This is a genomic window from Isoptericola nanjingensis (assembly GCF_050311635.1).
GTDB classification, from domain to species: domain Bacteria; phylum Actinomycetota; class Actinomycetes; order Actinomycetales; family Cellulomonadaceae; genus Isoptericola; species Isoptericola nanjingensis.
Genome location: NZ_JBNOZL010000004.1, coordinates 467,052 through 485,565 on the forward strand (window position 1 = coordinate 467,052; position 18,514 = coordinate 485,565).

The 18,514-nt window shown below is 75.3% G+C and carries 20 protein-coding genes and 1 other RNA gene; 12 read left to right on the forward strand and 9 right to left on the reverse strand.

What is annotated here, in order from left to right; all coding sequences use genetic code 11:
* The first annotated feature begins 64 nt into the window (after positions 1-64).
* From ACQP6G_RS10320 to ACQP6G_RS10330, 3 genes are all read left to right on the forward strand, one after another.
* Positions 65-439 carry a LapA family protein gene (locus ACQP6G_RS10320; protein WP_429764221.1) on the forward strand — a complete coding sequence of 125 codons (375 nt, stop codon included), beginning with the start codon at positions 65-67 and terminating at the stop codon, positions 437-439.
* 28 nt (positions 440-467) lie between these two features.
* Positions 468-689, forward strand: a complete 222-nt coding sequence (locus ACQP6G_RS10325; protein ID WP_429764222.1) for a hypothetical protein — start codon at positions 468-470, stop codon at positions 687-689.
* A 139-nt stretch (positions 690-828) separates the two neighbouring features.
* Positions 829-1,926 carry a fatty acid desaturase family protein gene (locus ACQP6G_RS10330; protein ID WP_429764223.1) on the forward strand — a complete coding sequence of 366 codons (1,098 nt, stop codon included), beginning with the start codon at positions 829-831 and terminating at the stop codon, positions 1,924-1,926.
* Between the two features lie 287 nt (positions 1,927-2,213).
* On the opposite strand, the gene ACQP6G_RS10335 is transcribed toward ACQP6G_RS10330, so the two are convergent.
* On the reverse strand, positions 2,214-3,956 hold the full coding sequence (locus ACQP6G_RS10335; protein ID WP_429764224.1) for a serine/threonine-protein kinase: 1,743 nt from the start codon (positions 3,954-3,956) through the stop codon (positions 2,214-2,216).
* 134 nt (positions 3,957-4,090) lie between these two features.
* Positions 4,091-5,509 (reverse strand): dihydrolipoyl dehydrogenase family protein, encoded by a 1,419-nt coding sequence (locus tag ACQP6G_RS10340; RefSeq protein ID WP_429764225.1) that lies wholly within the window; start codon positions 5,507-5,509, stop codon positions 4,091-4,093.
* Positions 5,510-5,648: 139 nt separating this feature from the next.
* Between ACQP6G_RS10340 and ACQP6G_RS10345 the strand changes: the two genes are divergently transcribed.
* Genes ACQP6G_RS10345 through ACQP6G_RS10360 form a run of 4 tightly spaced genes read left to right on the forward strand, consistent with a single transcriptional unit; the run spans position 5,649 to position 9,859 of the window.
* Entirely contained in the window at positions 5,649-7,397 is a 1,749-nt protein-coding gene (locus tag ACQP6G_RS10345) for a bifunctional 3'-5' exonuclease/DNA polymerase (RefSeq protein ID WP_429764226.1), read from the forward strand.
* 26 nt (positions 7,398-7,423) lie between these two features.
* Positions 7,424-8,395, forward strand: coding sequence for a Nif3-like dinuclear metal center hexameric protein (locus tag ACQP6G_RS10350; protein ID WP_429764227.1), 972 nt, complete (start codon positions 7,424-7,426; stop codon positions 8,393-8,395).
* A gap of 22 nt (positions 8,396-8,417) precedes the next feature.
* A complete protein-coding gene (locus tag ACQP6G_RS10355) occupies positions 8,418-9,167 on the forward strand; it encodes a zinc ribbon domain-containing protein (protein ID WP_429764228.1) in 750 nt (249 codons plus the stop codon).
* A complete protein-coding gene (locus ACQP6G_RS10360; RefSeq protein WP_429764229.1) occupies positions 9,167-9,859 on the forward strand; it encodes a histidine phosphatase family protein in 693 nt (230 codons plus the stop codon). Before ACQP6G_RS10355 ends, ACQP6G_RS10360 begins: the two co-directional genes overlap by 1 nt.
* 3 nt (positions 9,860-9,862) lie before the next feature.
* Here the strand turns inward: ACQP6G_RS10360 and ACQP6G_RS10365 are convergent, their stop codons facing one another.
* Together ACQP6G_RS10365 and ACQP6G_RS10370 are read right to left on the reverse strand one after the other, a co-directional pair.
* Complete coding sequence (locus ACQP6G_RS10365; protein WP_429764230.1) at positions 9,863-10,204, reverse strand: TfoX/Sxy family protein; 342 nt, start codon at positions 10,202-10,204, stop codon at positions 9,863-9,865.
* A 36-nt stretch (positions 10,205-10,240) separates the two neighbouring features.
* On the reverse strand, positions 10,241-11,077 hold the full coding sequence (locus tag ACQP6G_RS10370) for a YaaA family protein (protein WP_429764231.1): 837 nt from the start codon (positions 11,075-11,077) through the stop codon (positions 10,241-10,243).
* A 78-nt stretch (positions 11,078-11,155) separates the two neighbouring features.
* Between ACQP6G_RS10370 and ACQP6G_RS10375 the strand changes: the two genes are divergently transcribed.
* Entirely contained in the window at positions 11,156-11,539 is a 384-nt protein-coding gene (locus tag ACQP6G_RS10375; RefSeq protein WP_429764232.1) for a tautomerase family protein, read from the forward strand.
* Positions 11,540-11,589: 50 nt separating this feature from the next.
* Positions 11,590-11,979, forward strand: an RNA gene (rnpB, locus tag ACQP6G_RS10380) — RNase P RNA component class A.
* 3 nt (positions 11,980-11,982) lie between these two features.
* On the opposite strand, the gene ACQP6G_RS10385 is transcribed toward rnpB, so the two are convergent.
* The 3 genes from ACQP6G_RS10385 to ACQP6G_RS10395 form a co-directional block, all read right to left on the reverse strand.
* Positions 11,983-13,158 (reverse strand): epoxide hydrolase family protein, encoded by a 1,176-nt coding sequence (locus tag ACQP6G_RS10385; RefSeq protein WP_429764233.1) that lies wholly within the window; start codon positions 13,156-13,158, stop codon positions 11,983-11,985.
* 118 nt (positions 13,159-13,276) lie between these two features.
* On the reverse strand, positions 13,277-14,116 hold the full coding sequence (locus ACQP6G_RS10390) for an alpha/beta hydrolase (RefSeq protein WP_429764234.1): 840 nt from the start codon (positions 14,114-14,116) through the stop codon (positions 13,277-13,279).
* 172 nt (positions 14,117-14,288) lie between these two features.
* On the reverse strand, positions 14,289-14,996 hold the full coding sequence (locus ACQP6G_RS10395; protein ID WP_429764235.1) for a DUF1990 family protein: 708 nt from the start codon (positions 14,994-14,996) through the stop codon (positions 14,289-14,291).
* A gap of 270 nt (positions 14,997-15,266) precedes the next feature.
* Here ACQP6G_RS10395 and ACQP6G_RS10400 point away from each other — a divergent pair, with 270 nt between their 5' ends.
* Complete coding sequence (locus ACQP6G_RS10400) at positions 15,267-15,656, forward strand: STAS domain-containing protein (RefSeq protein ID WP_429764236.1); 390 nt, start codon at positions 15,267-15,269, stop codon at positions 15,654-15,656.
* A 28-nt stretch (positions 15,657-15,684) separates the two neighbouring features.
* Here ACQP6G_RS10400 and ppgK read toward each other — a convergent pair whose 3' ends face one another.
* Positions 15,685-16,452 (reverse strand): polyphosphate--glucose phosphotransferase, encoded by a 768-nt coding sequence (gene ppgK, locus ACQP6G_RS10405; protein WP_429764237.1) that lies wholly within the window; start codon positions 16,450-16,452, stop codon positions 15,685-15,687.
* 28 nt (positions 16,453-16,480) lie between these two features.
* Here ppgK and ACQP6G_RS10410 point away from each other — a divergent pair, with 28 nt between their 5' ends.
* Both ACQP6G_RS10410 and ACQP6G_RS10415 read left to right on the forward strand, forming a co-directional pair.
* On the forward strand, positions 16,481-16,678 hold the full coding sequence (locus ACQP6G_RS10410; RefSeq protein ID WP_429764238.1) for an SPOR domain-containing protein: 198 nt from the start codon (positions 16,481-16,483) through the stop codon (positions 16,676-16,678).
* A 58-nt stretch (positions 16,679-16,736) separates the two neighbouring features.
* Positions 16,737-17,600 (forward strand): alpha/beta fold hydrolase, encoded by an 864-nt coding sequence (locus ACQP6G_RS10415; protein ID WP_429764239.1) that lies wholly within the window; start codon positions 16,737-16,739, stop codon positions 17,598-17,600.
* 7 nt (positions 17,601-17,607) lie between these two features.
* On the opposite strand, the gene panB is transcribed toward ACQP6G_RS10415, so the two are convergent.
* Entirely contained in the window at positions 17,608-18,480 is an 873-nt protein-coding gene (panB, locus tag ACQP6G_RS10420) for a 3-methyl-2-oxobutanoate hydroxymethyltransferase (RefSeq protein ID WP_429764240.1), read from the reverse strand.
* Positions 18,481-18,514: the final 34 nt, after the last annotated feature.

Below are 18,514 nucleotides of genomic sequence, written 5' to 3' on the forward strand. Positions count from 1 at the left end.
GAGGTATCCGGGACGACCGTCCCCCACCTGAGGTACGTGGGTCCGGAGAAGCGAGGAGGCCGTCATGGCCACCACCCCGACCCCCACCCCGCCGCTCGCCTCTGCGACCAACGGCAACCCCAGCAGGAAGGTGACCGGCACGACCCGGGCTCCCCGAGTCACCCGCACGAGCAGCGGCGAGCTCCCCGGGAGGGCGCCGCGGAGCCGCGCCGGAGCCGTCTGGGTCGGCATCTGCGTCGCGGCCCTGCTGCTGGTCGCACTGATCGTCTTCATGCTGCAGAACACCCAGCTGGTCCTGGTCTCCTTCCTGGGCATGCAGGGCACCGTCCCGCTCGCCGTCGCCCTCCTCATCGCGGGTGTCGGCGTCGGCATCATCGCCCTGATCATCGGCACCGTCCGCATCACCCAGCTGCGTCGTCGCCTGCACCGCGGCGCATGACCCGCCGCGCCGTGGAGGGAGGCGCACCGTGACCCACGACGCCCTGACCTCCAGGCCGGGCCGACGCCACGACCTGCTCGGCGAGCTCGCGGCCGCGCAATGGGCCGTGGAGGACGTGGTCTCCGTCGTCGACGGGGGCCTGGCGATCGACCTCTCGCGCTACCTGACGGCGAGGGCGCGGCTCGACGCCGCGGTCACGGCCTGGAACCGGCGGGTCGGCGCGGGCGCGTCGACCGTCGAGGCGCGTTGACCGTGCCGGACGGGAGCGCGCTCGGGGGGACAGCCCCCTTGTCCTGAGCCGCTGACCCCGTAGGCTCGAGACATCCGCACGATCGAGTGACCGCTCACCCCACGGCTGGGAAGTCGACCTCGATCTCTGCGAGGACCAGATGACCACAGCCACCGTCGTCGACGGCTCGGCGGCAGCCGCCAGGCTCTCCGGCGCCCCTCACACCAGCTCCTACAGCGCGTTGTCCCGCACCGTGCGCGAGGCCGGGCTGCTGCGGCGCGCGTACGGCTACTACCTGCGGACGGGTGGGCTGCTCGTCCTGGCGCTCGGGGCCGCGGCCAGCGGGTTCGTGCTGCTCGGCGACTCGTGGCTCCAGCTGCTCGTCGCCGGCGCGCTCGGGCTGATCCTCACGCAGTTCGCGTTCCTCGCGCACGAGGCCGCGCACCGGCAGGTCTTCGCGACCGGGCCCGTCAACGACCGGGTCGGTCGCGTCGTGGCGAACGTCGTCGTGGGCATCAGCTACTCGTGGTGGATGTCGAAGCACACCCGCCACCACGCGAACCCGAACCACGTGGGCAAGGACCCGGACGTCGCGAACGACACGATCGTGTTCACCGAGGAGGGCGCCCGCGAGCACCGCGGCCTGCTCGCGCTGGTCACGCGCTACCAGGGCTGGCTGTTCTTCCCCCTCCTCACGCTCGAGGGCCTCAACCTGCACCTGACGTCGGTGCGCTCGCTCCTGCACGGCACCGACGCCGACCGGGGCGCTCGCGTGCGCGAGCTCGTGACCATCGGCCTGCGGCTGGTCCTCGCCACGGCGGTCGTGTTCTGGTGGCTGCCGTTCGGCATGGCGTCCGCCTTCCTCGGCGTCCAGCTCGCCGTGTTCGGCGTGTACATGGGGGCGTCGTTCGCGCCCAACCACAAGGGCATGCCGATGGTCCCCGAGGGAAGCCGCCTCGACTTCCTGTCCAAGCAGGTGCTCACCTCACGGAACATCCGCGGCGGCGCCTGGATGAGCGCGCTCATGGGCGGCCTCAACCACCAGGTCGAGCACCACCTGTTCCCGAGCATGCCCCGCCCGCACCTGGCGCGGGCCCGTCTCCTGGTGCGCGAGCACTGCGCCGCGAACGGCCTCCCGTACACCGAGACCGGACTGGTGCGGTCGTACGCCATCGTCGTCGGCTATCTCAACCGCGTCGGGCTGGCCGCCCGCGACCCGTTCGACTGCCCCCTGCGACGGAGCTTGCGGGGCTACTGAGGCCTGTGGGTGGGTCCGGCCGCGCGGGCGCCCCCGCCCGAAGGGTCACCAGCCCGGGGCGGCGCCCGCGCAGCCGCAGGGCCACGCGACCGCGGCGGGCCGGCGGGTCGTCGGGGTCCCCCCGACGACGGTGAGGTCACGGACGACCGTGAGCGTTGGAGCAACACCCTCGACTCCCTGGATCGGTGCCGCCAGGCAGGCGGCGCGTGATCCGGAGGCCAGGGAGCGCACCTGGGACGCGACGATCGCGCGCCTATGCGGTTCCTGGGAGTCAGGGAGTCAGCAGGTCAGGGCGTGGGTTTCGACGTCGACCCGCCGGCGTTGTCGACGGGACCGTCGGTGGGGTCGGGCTCCGCCGGCGGCGTGGTCTCCTCGTCGGTGGGGTCCGGCTCCGGCTCGGTCGGCTCCTCGGTGGGCGTGGGGTCGTCCGTCGGCTCGTCCGTCGGCGTGGGTGTCGAGGTGGGCTCGTCCGTCGGCGTGGGCGTCGACGTGGGCGTCTCGGTGGGCGTCGGAGTCTCCGACGGCGTCTCGCTGGGAGTGGGCGTGCTGGTCGGGGTGGGCGTCGACGTCCGGTCGGGGCGCGACGTCGGCTCGGCCGGCGCCTGTGTCGTGGGGGCGGTCGTGCTGCGCGTCGGAGACGGGGTGGACGACGGCGACGGGCTGTGGGTGACCGGCGCGACCGGGCCGCTGCCGTCGGTGTCGCCGAAGAGCCAGAAGGCCCCCGCACCGAGGGCAGCGACCAGGATCGCGGCCAGGACGATCAGGAGGATCCGACGCCGGCGGGACGGCTCGGGCTCCTCGGCCGCGGGCACCCCGCCGACGGGGGTGTCCGCGGGCGGCTCGGGCGGTGGGTCGCCCAGCACCTCGGTCGGCTCGTCGCCGGAGGTCGCGAGGGGCTCCGTCGGCGCACCGTCGTCCGGTGTCAGAGCCTCGGTCGCGTCGACGGCACCGAGCATCCGGGTGCGCTGGAGCTCCGCCTCGGCGCCCGCCGCTGCGGCGGCCGCGAGGCCGGCGGCGCCGATCGCCGCGGTCCGGTGCGGGTCCTCGGCGGCGATCTGGCCCATCGTCATGGTCTGGTCGCCGTCGGGGGTCTCCGGCCCTACCGTGGCGGGCGCGGCCCACGCCGGCGGCGCTCCGCCGAGCAGCGTGGCGACGGTCTGGCCCATCGCGCTCGCGGTCGGGAACCGCCGGGCAGGGCTCTTCGCCATCGCGCGGGCGACGAACCGGTCCACGGCGGACGGCACGGCGGGGCGGCGGGCCGACGGCGCGGGCACGGGCGCCCCGACGTGGGCGAGCAGGACGTCGCCCGGCCGGGCACGCTCGTACGGGGGATGGCCCGTGAGCGCGAAGTAGGCGAGCGCCCCGACCGAGTACAGGTCGCTGCGGCCGTCGAGCGGCCGACCCTGCGCCTGCTCGGGGGACATGTACGACGCCGAGCCGGCGACGCGCTCGCCGTCGCCGTCGCCTCCGCCGGGCGCGGTGAGGCCCAGGTCCAGCAGACCGACGGTCATGCTGCCGTCGTCGTGCCGGTCGACCACCACGTTGCGCGGGCCGACGTCGCGGTGCACCAGCCCGGCCTCGTGGACGGCCGCGAGGCCGTCCAGCAGCCCGGCCACCACGGTGAGCGCCTCGGGCCAGGGCATGCCGGTGCCGGCCGCCAGCTCCGACAGGGGAGTGCCTGGCAGGCGTCGCATGAGCAGCCAGGGGACGTTCGCGCCCGCGACCTCGTCCTCCCCGGTGTCGAGGACCTTCGAGACGCCCGGATGGTCCATCAGGTCAGACGCCGCCACCTCGCGGGCGAGGCTGGCGCGCGCCGCCTCGTCGTCGACCAGGTGCGGGTGGAGCACCTTGACGAGGAGCGGGGTCTCGTCGCTCGTCGCGTCGCCCGTCTCGTCTGATTCGCCGGGCAGGCGCGAGGCCTCGTACACGGTGTACGTGCCACCCGTGCCGAGGATGTCCCCCAGCACGTACTTCCCGCCGAGCACGACGTGCCCGCCCGCCGGCTCGTCGGCCGGGTCTTTCGGCGTCATGCCGGGCACCGCGGCGAGTGCGGGGCGTCGAGGCGGAGGCCTGGGCGGGAGGGCATCGGGGCGGCGAACTCGGTCATTTCAGTCATGGGCCATCACAGGATAAGTGGTGGCCGCGCGTGCTGCAGTGTGCCCGGTCACGCCTCCTGGAGGTCCGCCAGCGCGCTCTCGATCGCGCGGTGGAACGTGGGGTACGCGTAGATCAGGTGCCGCAGCTCGCTGACCGGTACCCGCGCCTGCACGGCGAGCGTGAGGACGGCGAGGATCTCGCCGCCGGCCGGTCCGGCGGCCGTCGCGCCGACGAGCACACCGGCGTGCGCGTCCTCGACCAGCTTGATGAGGCCCTCGTTGCCGGGCCCGTGCACGAACCCTCGCGACGACGCCGCGAGGTCGGTGAGGCCGGTGCGCACCGTCAACCCGGCGTCGCGGGCGGCGGCCTCCGTGAGCCCGACGCCGCCGATCTCCGGGTCGGTGAACGTCACGTGCGGGACGGCGCGGTAGTCGGCCCGCTCCGCGCCGTCGCCGTCGCCGCCCCCGGCCGCGAGGATGTCCGCGGCGGCGATGCGCGCCTGGTACATCGACACGTGCGTGAACGCCCCCTTGCCCGTGACGTCCCCGATGACCCAGACGCCGTCCGCCGCGCGCATCCGGTCGTCGACGGGGATCGTGCGGCCCGAGTCGTCGATGCCGACGGTCGCGACGCCCAGCGCCTTCAGGTCGGTGCGCCGGCCCGCGGCGACCAGCAGCCGCTCGGAGACCAGCTGGGTGCCGTCGCCGAGGGTCAGGGTGAACCCGCCGCCGTCGTGCGAGACCGACGAGACCTTCGCGTCCGTACGCACGCCGATGCCCTCGGCGGCGAAGCGGCCGGCGAGGAGCGCGCTCGCCTCGGGCTCGTCGAGCGCCAGCAGGCGCGGGCCCGCCTCGACCACCTCGACGGCCGTGCCGAACCGGGCGAAGACCTGCGCCAGCTCGCAGCCGATGGCGCCGCCGCCCAGCACGGTGAGCGACGCCGGCGCCTCCGTGGCGCGCACGGCGTCGCGGTTGGTCCAGTAGGGGGTGTCGGCCAGGCCGTCGACCGGCGGCACCGCGGGCTCGGTGCCGGGGTTGAGCAGGACGCCGCGCGTCGCGCGGAAGCGGCGCTCGCCGTCCGCGGTCGCCACGGCGACCTCGCCCGGGCCCACCAGGCGGCCGCGGCCGCGCACGACGCGGGCGCCCGCCTTCTCCAGGCGCTCGACGGCGGCGGTGTCGTCCCAGTCGGCGGTCGCCTCGTCGCGCACGCGCGCCGCGACGGGCGCCCAGTCCGGCGCGACGTCGACCCGCCCGGCCAGCGTGGCCGCGCGGCGGGCCTCGGCGAGCGCGTCCGACGCGCGCACCATCATCTTCGTGGGGATGCAGCCGAAGTACGGGCACTCGCCGCCGACGAGGCGCGCCTCGACGGCCACGACGTCGAGCCCCGCGCGGGCCAGCCGGCCGGTCGCGTCCTCCCCGCCCGGGCCGGTGCCGATCACCACGACGTCGACGGTCTCGACGCTCTCGACGGGCTGCTCGGTCGTCATGCGGTCCTCCTCGGGCGCGGGTGGGCGGCCGGGTGCGCCGACCCCGGCCAGCGCACCATATCGACGGTCTCGTCGCGCGGCGAGCGGCGCGGGTGCGGCGCGTCGATCGTGCGTCGGTGGCGCACGGCAGGATGGCGGCGTGCACGTCGTCCTGACCCGAGAGCCCGGCGGCACGGTCCGCCTGCACGACGGTACGCAGCGCGCCGTGCCCGCCGCGGACCTCCCCGCGCTCGTGGCCGATGCGGAGGGCGGGGTGCACGGCGGTGCGGCCGTGCCGCGCTGGACGTGGGACGACACGAACCGCTGGTACCCCGGCCTGCTGCGGGCGGGCGTCCGCGTGGAGCGGTCGCACGACCTGCGGCTCGTGCACCGCATCCTGCGGCACTCCACGGCCACCGCGGGCTCGGAGCTCGCGGCGGCGGGGGTCGGCGCGTGGGACGCGATGACCCCGACGCCGGCGGGCGCGGCGCCGCCGGTGGGCGCCCGCCGCGTGCCGCAGGGCGAGGCGCTCTTCGACCTCGCGGCGCCGGAGCGGTCCGCCCCGGTCCCGCAGGGCGCCGGGGCGGTCGACCCGGTGGCGGAGCTGCGGCGCCAGGAGGACGCGGTGCGCGGCTCGTCGGCACCCGGGCGGCTGCGGCTGCTCGCGGCGGGGGAGTCGGCGGGTGCGCTGGTCGCGGCCGAGATGCACCACGCCGGGCTGCCGTGGCGCGCGGACGTGCACGACGCGATCCTCACCGACGCGCTCGGTCCCCGGCCGCCCGAGGGGCAGCGTCCCGCGCGGCTCGAGGAGCTCGCGCGACAGATCCGCACGGCCCTCGACGCTCCGCCGTCGCTCAACCCCGACTCGCACCCTGACCTGCTCAAGGCGATGCAGTACGCCGGCGTCGGGACGCGCAGCCTGCGCAAGTGGGAGCTGGAAAAGCTCGACCACCCCGTCGTCGCGCCGCTGCTGGAGTACAAGAATCTCTACCGCCTGCTCACGGCGAACGGCTGGCACTGGCTCGACGAGTGGGTGACCGACGGCCGGTTCCGCACCGAGTACGTGGTGGGCGGCGTGGTGACCGGCCGCTGGGCGTCCACCGGCGGCGGGGCGCTGCAGCTGCCGAAGGGCGTGCGACGGGCGGTGGTCGCCGACCCGGGCTGGTGCCTCGTCGTGGCGGACGTCGCGCAGCTCGAGCCGCGCGTCCTGGCGGGCATGGCGGGTGACGAGGCCATGGCGACGGCGGGCCGCGCCGGCGACCTCTACGCCGGCATCGTCGCGTCCGGGGCGGTGCCCACCCGGGAGTTGGCCAAGGTGGGCATGCTCGGCGCGATGTACGGGGGCACCACCGGGGCGAGCGCCCAGGTGCTGCCGCGGTTGGGGCGGGAGTACCCGCGGGCGATCGCGCTGGTGGAGGAGGCCGCCCGCACGGGGGAGCGCGGGGGCGTCGTGACGACGTGGCTCGGCCGGTCGTCCCCGGCCCCGGGCTCCGCGTGGGACGAGGCGCAGGCGGGCGCGTTCGCCGACGACGCGGGGGCCGACGCCGCGGCCCGCGCCCGGTCCGCCACCCGGTCGTGGGGGCGGTTCACCCGCAACTTCGTGGTGCAGGGCACCGCGGCGGAGTGGGCGCTGTGCTGGCTCGCGTCGATCCGTCGTCGGCTCTGGGCGCTCGGGGTCGCGGACGGCGCGCGGCCGGGCCTGGCGCCCGCCCCGTTCGCCGACCGCCCGCACCTCGCGTTCTTCCTGCACGACGAGGTGGTGGTGCACGCTCCGCGCGAGCTCGCCGACGTGGTCGCCGCCGAGGTGCGCGCCGCTGCCGAGGAGGCGGGCCGCCTGCTGTTCGGGGACTTCCCGGTCGACTTCCCGCTCACCGTCGCGGCGGTCGACTCCTACGCCGACGCCAAGTGACCGGCCCCGGCTCTAGGGTCGGTGCCATGACCATCGGGACCACAGACACCGCGGCACCGCGCACCCCGGAGAATCCGCCGAGGCTGCACGACGTCGTCGCCGCCCTCGAGGACCTGTACCCGCCGTCGACGGCGGAGGGCTGGGACGCCGTCGGCCTGGTGGTGGGGGACCCCGCTGCGCCGGTGCGCAAGATCCTGTTCGCCGTCGACCCGGTGGCCGCAGTGATCGACGAGGCGGTCGCCTGGGGCGCGGACCTGCTCGTCACGCACCACCCGCTGTTCCTGCGGCCCGTGCACTCGGTCGCGGCGACGACGTTCAAGGGCGACGTGGTGCACCGGCTCCTGCGCGCGGGCTGCGGCCTGTACGTGGCGCACACCAACGCCGACGCCGCCCCGCGCGGCGTCGCGGACGCGCTCGCCGATCTCGTCGGCATCACCGACCGGAGCCCGCTGGTCGTGGGGCCCGACGGCGTCGATGCCGGTGCGGTCCGGGGGATCGGGCGGGTCGGCCGGCTCGCCGAGCCCACGACGCTGGGCGCGTTCGCCGAGCACGTCGCGGCCGTGCTGCCGGCGACGGCGCAGGGCGTGCGCGTCGCCGGCGACCTCGACGCCCCGGTCGCGACCGCCGCCGTGGTGGGCGGATCCGGGGACTCGCTGTTCGACGCCGTCCGCGCCGCCGCCGTCGACGTGTACGTGACCGCGGACCTGCGCCACCACCCCGCGTCGGAGCTGCGGGAGCGGGCCGACTTCGAGTCCCGGACCTCCACCGGCGCGGCGACGCCGTTCCTCGTGGACGTGGCCCACTTCGCGAGCGAGTGGCCGTGGCTCGCGTACGCCGCCGACGACGTCCTGGCGCGGCTCGGGGAGCGGGCCGGAGGGGAGACCGGAGACGGTTCCGGAGAAGGTACGGTGACCACGAGGGTGAGCACGATCGGCACCGACCCGTGGACCGCGCGGGTGGCGAGCAGCGTGCGCGCGACCGACCGCCCCACCAGCTGAATCACTGCGAGAGGACCCGCCCGTGGCCACTGCACCCCCCGAGGACCAGCGCCGACTGCTCGAGGTCCAGGCCCTCGACACCCGGCTGCAGCAGCTCGTCCACCAGCGCCGCAACCACCCGGCGCTGGCGACCATCGCGGAGCTCGACGGCCGCATCGGCGACCTGCACACCTCGCTCGTCGACTCGCGCACGGCCGTGGCCGACCTGGAGCGCGAGCTCGCCAAGGCGGAGTCCGACGTCGCCCAGGTGCGCACGCGCGCCGAGCGGGACCAGCAGAAGCTGGACTCCGGCGCCCTGTCGGCGAAGGACTCCCAGGCCCTGGTGAGCGAGCTCGAGTCGCTCGCCCGCCGCCAGTCGGTGCTCGAGGACGCGGAGATCGAGGTCATGGAGCGCCTGGAGGCGCACCAGGGCTCGCTGGCCGAGGTGGAGTCGGCGCACGCCGAGCTCGAGGCGGCGAAGGCGAAGGCCACCGCCGAGCGCGACGAGGCCTGGGCCGAGATCAACGCGACCGGGTCGAAGGTCAAGGCGGAGCGGGAGGCGACCGCGGCCTGGCTCGACGCCGGCCTCCTCGCCCTGTACGACAAGCTGCGCGCCCAGCTCGGCGGCGTCGGCGCCGCGGCGCTGCGCGGGGGCCGGTGCGAGGGCTGCCGCCTCGACCTCAACCCGCGTGACCTCGCCGCCGCCAAGGCGGCGGCGCCCGAGCAGGTCGTGCGGTGCGAGGAGTGCGGGCGCATCCTCGTGCGCCAGACGGACGAGGCCGCGGGGGCCTGATGGCCGGTCGGTCCGGGGCGAGCCCGGTGGGGGGCGCCGACCTGCGCACGGTCGTGCTGGTCCGGCACGGCGCGACCCCCCTGACGGAGGCCCGTGCCTCCTGCGGAGGGGGTGTCCCCGGGCCGTCGCTCACGACGCGGGGCCGCACGCAGGCCGCCCGCGCGGCCGACGCCGTGTTCCGGGTCGGCAAGGACCTGTGGCCCGAGCTGCCTCGCGCCGGTGCGCTCGTCGCGTCGCCCACGGCGCGCACGCTGGAGACCGCCGCGGCCGTCGGACGGCGCATCGGGCAGCACGCCCGACCCGACGGGCGGTTCACCGAGTGCGACTTCGGCGCCTGGGAGGGGCTGACCCCCGAGCAGATCACGGCCCGGTGGCCCGGCGAGCGCGCCGCCTGGTCGGCCGGCGCGGGCCCGGCGCCCGGCGGTGAGTCGTACGCGGACGTCGGCGAGCGGGCGTGGGCCGGGCTGGGGGACGTCGTCGCCGCGGACGACCCCACCGTCACGACCGTCGTCGTGACGCACCTCGTCGTCGTCCGGGCGCTGGTGGGCCGAGCGTTCGGCGCGCCCGCGTCGTCCTGGCGTCGGCTGCACGTGCCGCCCGCCTCGCTCACCGTGCTCCGGTTCGGTCGCGGGGACGACGGCGAGCCCGCCCTCGCAGACCTGACGGCGACCGGGTTCCCGACCGACGTCTGACGGCTATCCCTTCGGTGCCTTGGGCGCCTTGGGCGGCAGCGCGAGGGCGAGGTCGACGCCGCGGGAGACCCATCGCCGCAGCGCGTCCTCGTCGACCGACGCCGGCACGCCGGCCCAGCCGCGCATGACCCGCTGGCCCATCCGTACCTCGTGCGCGCCGTCGGCGAGCGCGGCCGCGTGGCCGTCGGTGCCGACGTGCACCATCAGCCCGTCGTCGCCCACCGCGACCGCCATGTGGGTGTGCACCATGAAGGCGAGCCCGCCGAACATCCGCTGCTCGGTGAACGCGGCTCGTTCCGCGACGGCGTCGCGCACGCGCTCGGCGAGGTCCTCGTCGTAGGCCATGCGGCCAGTGTCGCCGGGTGGCCGACGACCCGCCCGTCAGGCGATGACGACCTCGAGCGTGCGCGGCCCGCGGCGGGTGGCGGCGTCGTGCAGCGTCGCCTCGACCATCCGGTACGACAGCCCGGTCCCCACCTCGGTGCCGATGACCTGCCCGTCGAGCTCTCGCGCGGCGTCCAGCAGCTCCGCCGCGCTCGTGGGGGCGGGGCCGGAGCGGCGCAGCAGGTGGCCCGTGAGCACGCCGCGCGTGTGCTTGGCGTTGTGCGACACGACGGTGCGCTTCCCGTCCGCCTCGCGCACCACCCGGACGGTCACCCAGTCTGCCGCGGCGTCGCCCGTGGTCGCCGGCTTCCAGGCGGCGAGGTAGGCGGCCGAGCGGCAGTCGACGACGACGTCGCCCGCGGCCCGCGTGTCCAGGGCGGCGGCCAGGTCGGCGCGCCAGGCCGTGGCGAGCTTCCCGACGCCGGGCAGGTCCACGCCCATCGAGAGCCGGTACGCCGGGATGTGGTCGGCGGGGGAGACGGCGCCCCACAGGCCGGAGAAGACCCGGACGTCGGCGGCGGCGCGGCGGGCGGCGTCGTCGGGCAGGTCGGCCAGGCCGGCCGCGGCGTACAGCACGCCCGTGTAGACGTGGGAGGCGGGCGCCGTCGGCGCGTCCTTGAGCTCGGTGTTGCGCGCGACCTCCGCGGCGAGCGACGCGCCCACCCCGAGGATCTCGGTCGCCTCCGGCCGCGCGCTCACCGCGGCGAGGGCGTCGAGCACGGAACGGCGTCGGTCGGTGAGCTGCTCGGCCCCCGTGAGCCGCGTCAGGTCGACCGGGGCGGCGCCGTCGGGCGCGGGCGTCTTGCCCTCGGAGGGCGGCAGGCAGATCAGCACCCGGACACCCTACGGTCGGGTCTCGGGGCGCGGACCTCCCGGTGACAGTGCCGTCGGTCACCGCTATCGTCGTCGGGCATGGTCCAGGTGAAGATCTACGGCAACCGACGGGTGTGGGGTCAGCGGCGCGCGGAGGTCTCCGACGCGCTGCACGCGGCGCTGGTCGGGGCCTGGCAGATCCCCGAGGACAAGCGGTTCCACCGGTTCCTGCTGCTCGACGACGGCGACCTCGTCGCCCCCCGCTCCGACGACTACCTGATGATCGAGATCGTCGCGTTCACCGGCCGCACCCGGGAGGCGAAGCGCGAGCTGATCCGTCGCGTCTACGAGGACGTCGCACCCGCGCTGGGCGTCGCGACGGACGACGTCGAGCTCGTCGTCCTCGAGTCGCCGGCCGAAAGCTGGGGCATCCGCGGACGGTCGGGCGACGAGCTGGCGTTGAGCTACAAGGTCGACGTCTGACGCCGCTGGCGAGAACGCGGGCCGGACCCGCATAGACTGTGCGGCGCGGACGAGTCGGTCGGACGGTCGCGTCGGCGGCACCCTCGGGTGTCGTCGCCGAGGAACGTCCGGGCTCCGAAGGGCAAGGTGGTGGCTAACGGCCACCCGGGGCGACCCGCGGGACAGTGCCACAGAAAGCAGACCGCCGTCGCCGGGCGACCGGTGGCGGTAAGGGTGAAACGGTGGTGTAAGAGACCACCAGCGCGGCCGGTGACGGTCGTGGCTCGGTAAACCCCACCTGGAGCAAGGTCAGACAGGGAGCGTTCGAGGGTTGCCCGCCCGATGCTCCCGGGTAGACCGCTCGAGCCCTGCGGCAACGCAGGGCCTAGATGGATGACCGTCGCCCGTGCCGGGGTAACCGGGCACGGGGACAGAACCCGGCGTACAGACCGGCTCGTCCGCCCTCATCTGCTCGCGGCCAGCACCGCCGAGAGGCCGTCCTGCAGGTCCTTGACGAAGTAGTCGGGGACCTCCAGCGACGGGAAGTGCCCGCCGTGCTCGGGCTCGGTCCACCGGACGATACGCCGGTAGCGCTGCTCGGCCCAGGCGCGCGGGGTGCGCGACTCGATGTCGCCGGGGTACATGGTCATGGCGCAGGGGACGTCCACCCGCAGGTCGGGGTCCAGGGAGCCGGGGCTCTCGGCGTAGATGCGGGCGGCCGAGGCGCCGGTCCGGGTCAGCCAGTACAGGGTGACGTCGTCGAGGATCCTGTCCCGGGAGATCGTCTCGAACGGGCTGTCCTCGGTGTCGGACCACTCGGCGAACTTGTCGAGGAGCCAGGCGAGCAGGCCGACCGGCGAGTCGACGAGCGAGTAGCCGATGGTCTGCGGCCGGGTCGCCTGCTGCGTCGCGTACGCCCGGTGGTGGAGCCAGAAGTCACGGGTCTCCTCGGCGTGCCGGCGCTCCTCGCCCGTCAGACCGTCCGTCGTCATCCCGGGCGGTGGGAGTGCCAGCGTGGTGTGGATGCCGAGCACGTGCGCGGGGAACCTCCCGCCGAGGACCGCGGTGACGTTGCCGCCCCAGTCGCCGCCGTGGGCGAGGAACTCGTCGTAGCCGAGCCGTCCCATCAGCTCCACCCACGCGGCCGCGGTCTTCTCGACGCCCCATCCGGCGACGGCCGGCCTGTCGCTGTAGCCGAAGCCGGGCAGTGACGGGACGACGACGTGGAACGCCGGCGCGCCCGCGTCCGGCGGGGCGGCCAGCTCGTCCACCACGTCGACGAACTCGGCGACGCTGCCGGGCCAGCCGTGGGTCAGGATCAGCGGCGTGGCGTCCGCGCGCGGGGACCGGCGGTGCAGGAAGTGGATGCCCAGGCCGTCGACGGTCGTGCGGAACTGGCCGATCTCCTCGAGGCGACTCTCGAACGCCCGCCAGTCGTACCCGGTGCGCCAGTGGTCGACGACGTCCACGAGGTCGGCGAGGGGGACCCCCTGGTCCCACCGGCGCGGGTCGGGCGCGGGGCGGCGGACCGTCTCGGGCTCCGGCAGCCGTGCCGCGGCGAGCCGCGCGCGCAGGTCGTCGAGGTCGGCGTCGGTGGCGCGGCACTCGAACGCCTGGACGTCGCTGGACGGATGGGGCATGGGGGCTCCTGGTCGTCGCGAGGCCGGCTCCGCCGTCGGGAGCCGACCTCACGGTTCTACCAAGCGGCCCTGACACGCCGGGGGGCCGCCCCCGGCGCGTCCGCCCGCGCGTCGGGCGTCAGGCCGTGGCCCGCTCGGCCCCCTGCGCGTGCTCGAAGGCCCAGGCGAGGGCGTGGTCGGCGACCGCTTCCCAGCCCGGCGCGGCGCAGGTCCAGTGGTCCCGGCCCGCGAACTCGTAGTACTCGGTGACGGCCGGCGACTTCTCCCAGTGCTTGGCGTTCGACCGGTTCACCGACGGCGGCATGATGTGGTCGAGCTCGCCCCCGATGAACAGGAGCGGCGCGCGGTCGGTGCCGAAGTCCACCCAGGTCTCCTGATGGCCGGGCTTGAAGTTGGCGATGAGGCCGTAGTCCCACACCCAGCGCCCCGGGGCCGGGATCGCGTAGCGCTCCCACACCGCCCGGGACTCCTCCTCCGAGAGGGTGTTGGTGAACGCGTAGTGGAACTCCTCGGGGGTGAACCCGACGGCACGGTGCCGGTTCGCGGGGTTCTTGAGCGCGGGGAAGAGCGACCTCGCCTGCGACGGCGGGTTGACCCGCACGCCCTCGGTCGGGGCGGAGTCGATGACCACCCCGGCGGCGCCGAGGCCCCGGGCCAGGAGGATCTGGGTCAGGGCGCCCCCGAAGGAGTGGCCCATGATGATCGGCGGCCGGTCCAGGGCGGTGATGATGCCGGCGAGGTGCTCGACGGTCTCGGGGACGGTGAGGTCGGCGATGACCTCGGGGTTCTCACGGAGGGCCTCGACCTCGATCTCGAACCCGGGGTAGGCGGGCGTCACGACGGTCAGGCCCTTCTGCTGGTAGTGCTGGACCCAGCCCTCCCAGCTGCGGGGTGTCATCCACAGTCCGTGGACGAGGACGACGGTGTCGGGCGCGGTGGTTCCGGTCGTGTCGCTCATGGCATGGCCTCTCAGGGAGTCGATGGTCGCCAGAGGATCCGCGTGCAGCCGGTCGCGGTCGGTGTCGGGCAGGCGTGTCCGCTGCCCGGATCGTCAGGAGGCGTGCGTCGGTGCCGGCCCGGAGCACACGATAGGGAAGCGCTCCCACAGCGGCGCGGCCGGGCGCGAAACTTCACCCGTCCGCAGAGTCCTGCTGCCCGGCACCCGGCGCGGTCGGAACGAGCGCGCGCAGGTACCGACGGCGGTAGAGCCGCTGGGCCACGAGGATCGCGGGGAAGAGCACCCGCCACAACCCTCGGCCGGGCCGGGTGAGCGAGCGCAGTGTCAGGATCACGGTCCCGTCGTCCTCGCGGTGGACGATGAAGGCCTCCTCGCCCGGTGCCGTGGCGCCCACGACGTCATAGCCGAGCCTCCGGCGTCCCAGGTGGTGGCTCACGAGCGTGACCACGTCGTCGCGCCCCCCGCCGGCTCGCTCCACGGCGGCGCGCACCGCCGCCACCTCGGACGAGGCGAGCCGGAACGCCGCGCTCGTCCCGGTGTCGTTGGCGTCCCAGACGAGCGCGCCGGTGTCGTCGGTCGCCGAACCGCCGATGCTGTGCGGTGCGAGGGCCATCGCGAGGCCGAGGTCTTCGTCGGACCGGGGGTCGAGGGTGAGCGACGTGCTGCGCCGTCGCTGCGCGGCGAGGCGGGCCTCCGCGACGCGGACGGCGGCGCACGCCTCGCCGGGCCACTCATCGTCCGAGAGAACGTCGATCTCCACCCGCTCCAGACGGTCTCGCTGCGCGCTCAGCGCCGCCCGGATCGCGGCCTCCTGCGCTGCTTTCGAGGCGTCGTCCCGCAGGGTGAACCAGACGCCGTCGTCCCGCGATGTCGCACGCACCCCGTCATGGTGCCGTACCCGGGCGTGCCGAGCGTGGAGGCGGAGGTCATGGCACGCTCGGGGTCCGTAGCCCGCTGCAGGCGGGGCGGGGGCCGACCCGAGGGTTCCGCGTCTGTGAACAGTGCGTAAAGAGTTCCTATGCCGAGGTTCCGTTCCGGGTTGGGAGAGGTGTAGCGTGGCGGGCGTCGCGACGACGAGGTCGCGAGTCCGGATCGCAGCGCTCGAGCCCGAGGCGCGCAGGGACGCAGGACGTGGGACGAAGGTGTGGCAGTGACTTTCACCGACGAGGCGCAGGCCGGGGGGATCGCCCTGGTGGAGCGGACCGACGTGAGCGTGGTGGACATGTGGGGCGAGATCGACATCGCCCTGCGCAACGAGGCGAGCGCGGCGCTCGCGAGGGCGTTCGAGCGCGACCTCCCCGTCGTCGTCGACACGTCGCGGGTGACGTTCATCGACTCCGCCGGCGTCGCCTTCCTCGTCCAGCTCTGCCGGATCGGCCGGGACGAGGGCCTGCGGGTGTCGCTGCACCGGCCGCCGGCCGCGGTCCTCGACGTGCTGCGGATGCTCGATCTCGACGTCCCCCCGGACGCGACCGTCCTCGACCGTCCCGTGACCCCGACGGCACCGACCCCCGCCGCGCCGCACAGCCTCGCCGGCTGAGGGCGGACGACGGAGCGTCAGCAGCGCGTCAGTGGTCGCGACCGCTGGCGGCGAGCGCGGCGGCGCCGACGATCCCCGCGCGGTTGCGCAGGGTGGCGGGGATGATCGGCGCCCGCAGGTTCAGCAGGGGCAGGAACTTCTCGTGGTGCTTGCTCACGCCGCCGCCGACGACGATGAGCTCGGGCGCGAGGAGCATCTCGACCGTCTCGAAGTAGCGCTGCAGCCGCGCGGCCCACTCGTGCCACGACAGGTCGTGGCGCTCGCGGGCGGACTCGGCGGCCCGCGACTCGGCGTCGTGCCCGTCGATCTCGAGGTGGCCCAGCTCCGTGTTCGGCACGAGCACGCCGTCCACGAGCAGCGCCGAGCCGATGCCGGTGCCGAGCGTGACCACGAGGACGACGCCGTCGCGCCCCTGGGCGGCGCCGTACCGCTGCTCGCCGACGCCGGCGGCGTCGGCGTCGTTGACGGCGGTCACGTGCCGGCCCGTGGCCTCGCTGGCCAGCGCGGGCAGGTCGACGCCCTTCCACGACTTGTGCAGGTTGGCGATGAACCGGACGACGCCGTGGTCCATCGGGGCGGGGAAGGCGACGCCGACCGGCACGTGGGGCGGCAGCTCGAACGAGTCGACGAGCTCGGCGAGCACGCCGGCCACGGCGTCCGGGGTGGACCTCTCCGGGGTCGGGATGCGGCGCCGCTCGTCCGCGAACTCACCCGTCGCCAGGTCGACCGGCGCCCCCTTGATGCCCGACCCGCCGATGTCGATGCCGAACGCGACCGGCTGCGCTGCCTCCACCATGGGCCCCATCTTGATGCAGGATCGTCCTATGAGCGACACAAGCCCGGCGCAGTACTGGTACAACACCAAGACCGGTGAGGTCGAGGAGAGCCGCGACCGCTCCAGCTGGAGCCACCGCATGGGCCCCTACCCCTCGCGCGAGGCGGCCCGCAACGCCCTGGACTCGGCCCAGCGACGCAACGACGAGTGGGAGGGCGAGGACGCCGACTGGCGCGGGAAGGACTGACGGCGGAGCCCCGCGCGGCGCACCGATGAGTCCCCGCCCCGACCGGGGTCGGCCCCGCATGACGACGACGATCGAGGCGAACGGCGTCACGCACGGCGTGGCGCACTTCGGCGACGAGGCGGACCCCCTGGTGCTCTGCGCGGGCGGGACGACGATGCTCTCCTGGCCCGACGCGCTCTGCGCGGCGCTCGCCCGCGGCGGACGCCACGTGGTGCGGTACGACCTGCGCGACGCCGGGGCGTCCACGACCGCGGACCCCGTGGCGCCGGCCTACACGCTGCGCGACCTCGCGACCGACGCCGCGGCGCTCGCCCGGGAGCTCGACGACCGGCCCGCGCACCTGGCGGGCATCGGCGTGGGTGGGATGGTCGCCCAGGTCGCCGCGCTCGACCACCCGGAGGCGTTCGCGGCGCTGACCCTGGTCGGCACGCGCCCGGTCGCGCCGGGCCCGGTCGACGACGACCTGCCCGACCACGACGGCGGGGCGATGGGGCGGCTGTTCGCGCTGGCGGAGCCGGACTGGTCCGACCGGGACGCCGTGGCCGAGCACGCCGCCCGAGGCGCCGAGATCCTCGGCGACGACCCTGCCGCGGCGCGCGTGGTCGCCGGTCGGGTCTGGGACCGCACGCCGGGGACGGCGCCGGCGGTGCACGCGGCCAACCAGCAGGGCATGGTCTTCGCCGCCCTCGACTGCACGCCTCGCTGGCGCGAGCGGCTCGGCGACGTCGCGGTCCCGACGCTCGTGGTGCACGGCCGCCGCGACCCGTTCTTCCCGGTCGGGAACGGGGAGGTGCTCGCCCGCGAGATCCCGGGAGCGAGGCTGCTGATCCTCGAGGAGGCCTCGACGGCGGTTCCCGACGCCGCCGCCGGCCGGGTCGCGGCGGCGATGCGCGCCCTGACGGGCGACCCCGGCGCCGCCTGATGCCGGGCTAGCGCTCGAAGGAGTGGGCGGCGTCGGGGAACGTGCCCCCGCGCACCTCGGCGGCGTAGTCCTGCGCCGCCTGGCGCAGCAGGTTTCCGACCTCGGCGAACCGGCGCGCGAACCGCGGCGACCAGTCCGTCATCCCGGCCATGTCGGTCCAGACCAGCACCTGCCCGTCGACGCGCGGGCCCGCGCCGATGCCGATGGTCGGGATGCGCAGGATCTCGGTGGCGCGCGCGGCGACCTCCACCGGCACCATCTCCAGCACGACGGCGACCGCCCCGGCCTCCTGCACGGCGAGCGCGTCCTCGCACAGCGCCTCCGCGGCGTCGTCGCCCCGGCCCTGGACCCGCGGGCCGCCGAGGATGTTCTCCGACTGCGGCGTGAAGCCGAGGTGGCCGACGACGGGGATGCCGGCGTCGGTGAGCGCGCGGATCTGGGCCGCCGACCGGCGGCCGCCCTCGAGCTTGATCGCGGCGGCGCCGGTCTCCTTCATGACCCGCACCGCGGAGGCGAGGGCCTGCTCCGGCCCGGCCTCGTAGGTGCCGAACGGCAGGTCGACGACGACGAGCGCGTGCTCGGCGGCCCGGGCGACGGCGCGGGCCGGCGGGATCATGTCGTCGAGGGTGACCGGCAGCGTGGTCGCGTGCCCGTGCATGGTGTTGCCGATCGAGTCGCCGACGAGCAGCAGGTCGAGACCCGCGGCGTCGAAGATCCGTGCCGTCACGGCGTCGTAGGCCGTGAGCATCGTGAGCTTCTCCCCGCGCTCCTTGGCCTCGGCCAGGTGGTGGACCCGGACGCGGCGGGGGCGCGTGAGGTCGGCGGCGGGCGAGGGGGCTGCGGCGACGTCGGCGGCGGCGTCGTGACCGGGGTTGGACATGGCGGCCAGCCTATGCCTCCGGCGCGCGGTACCG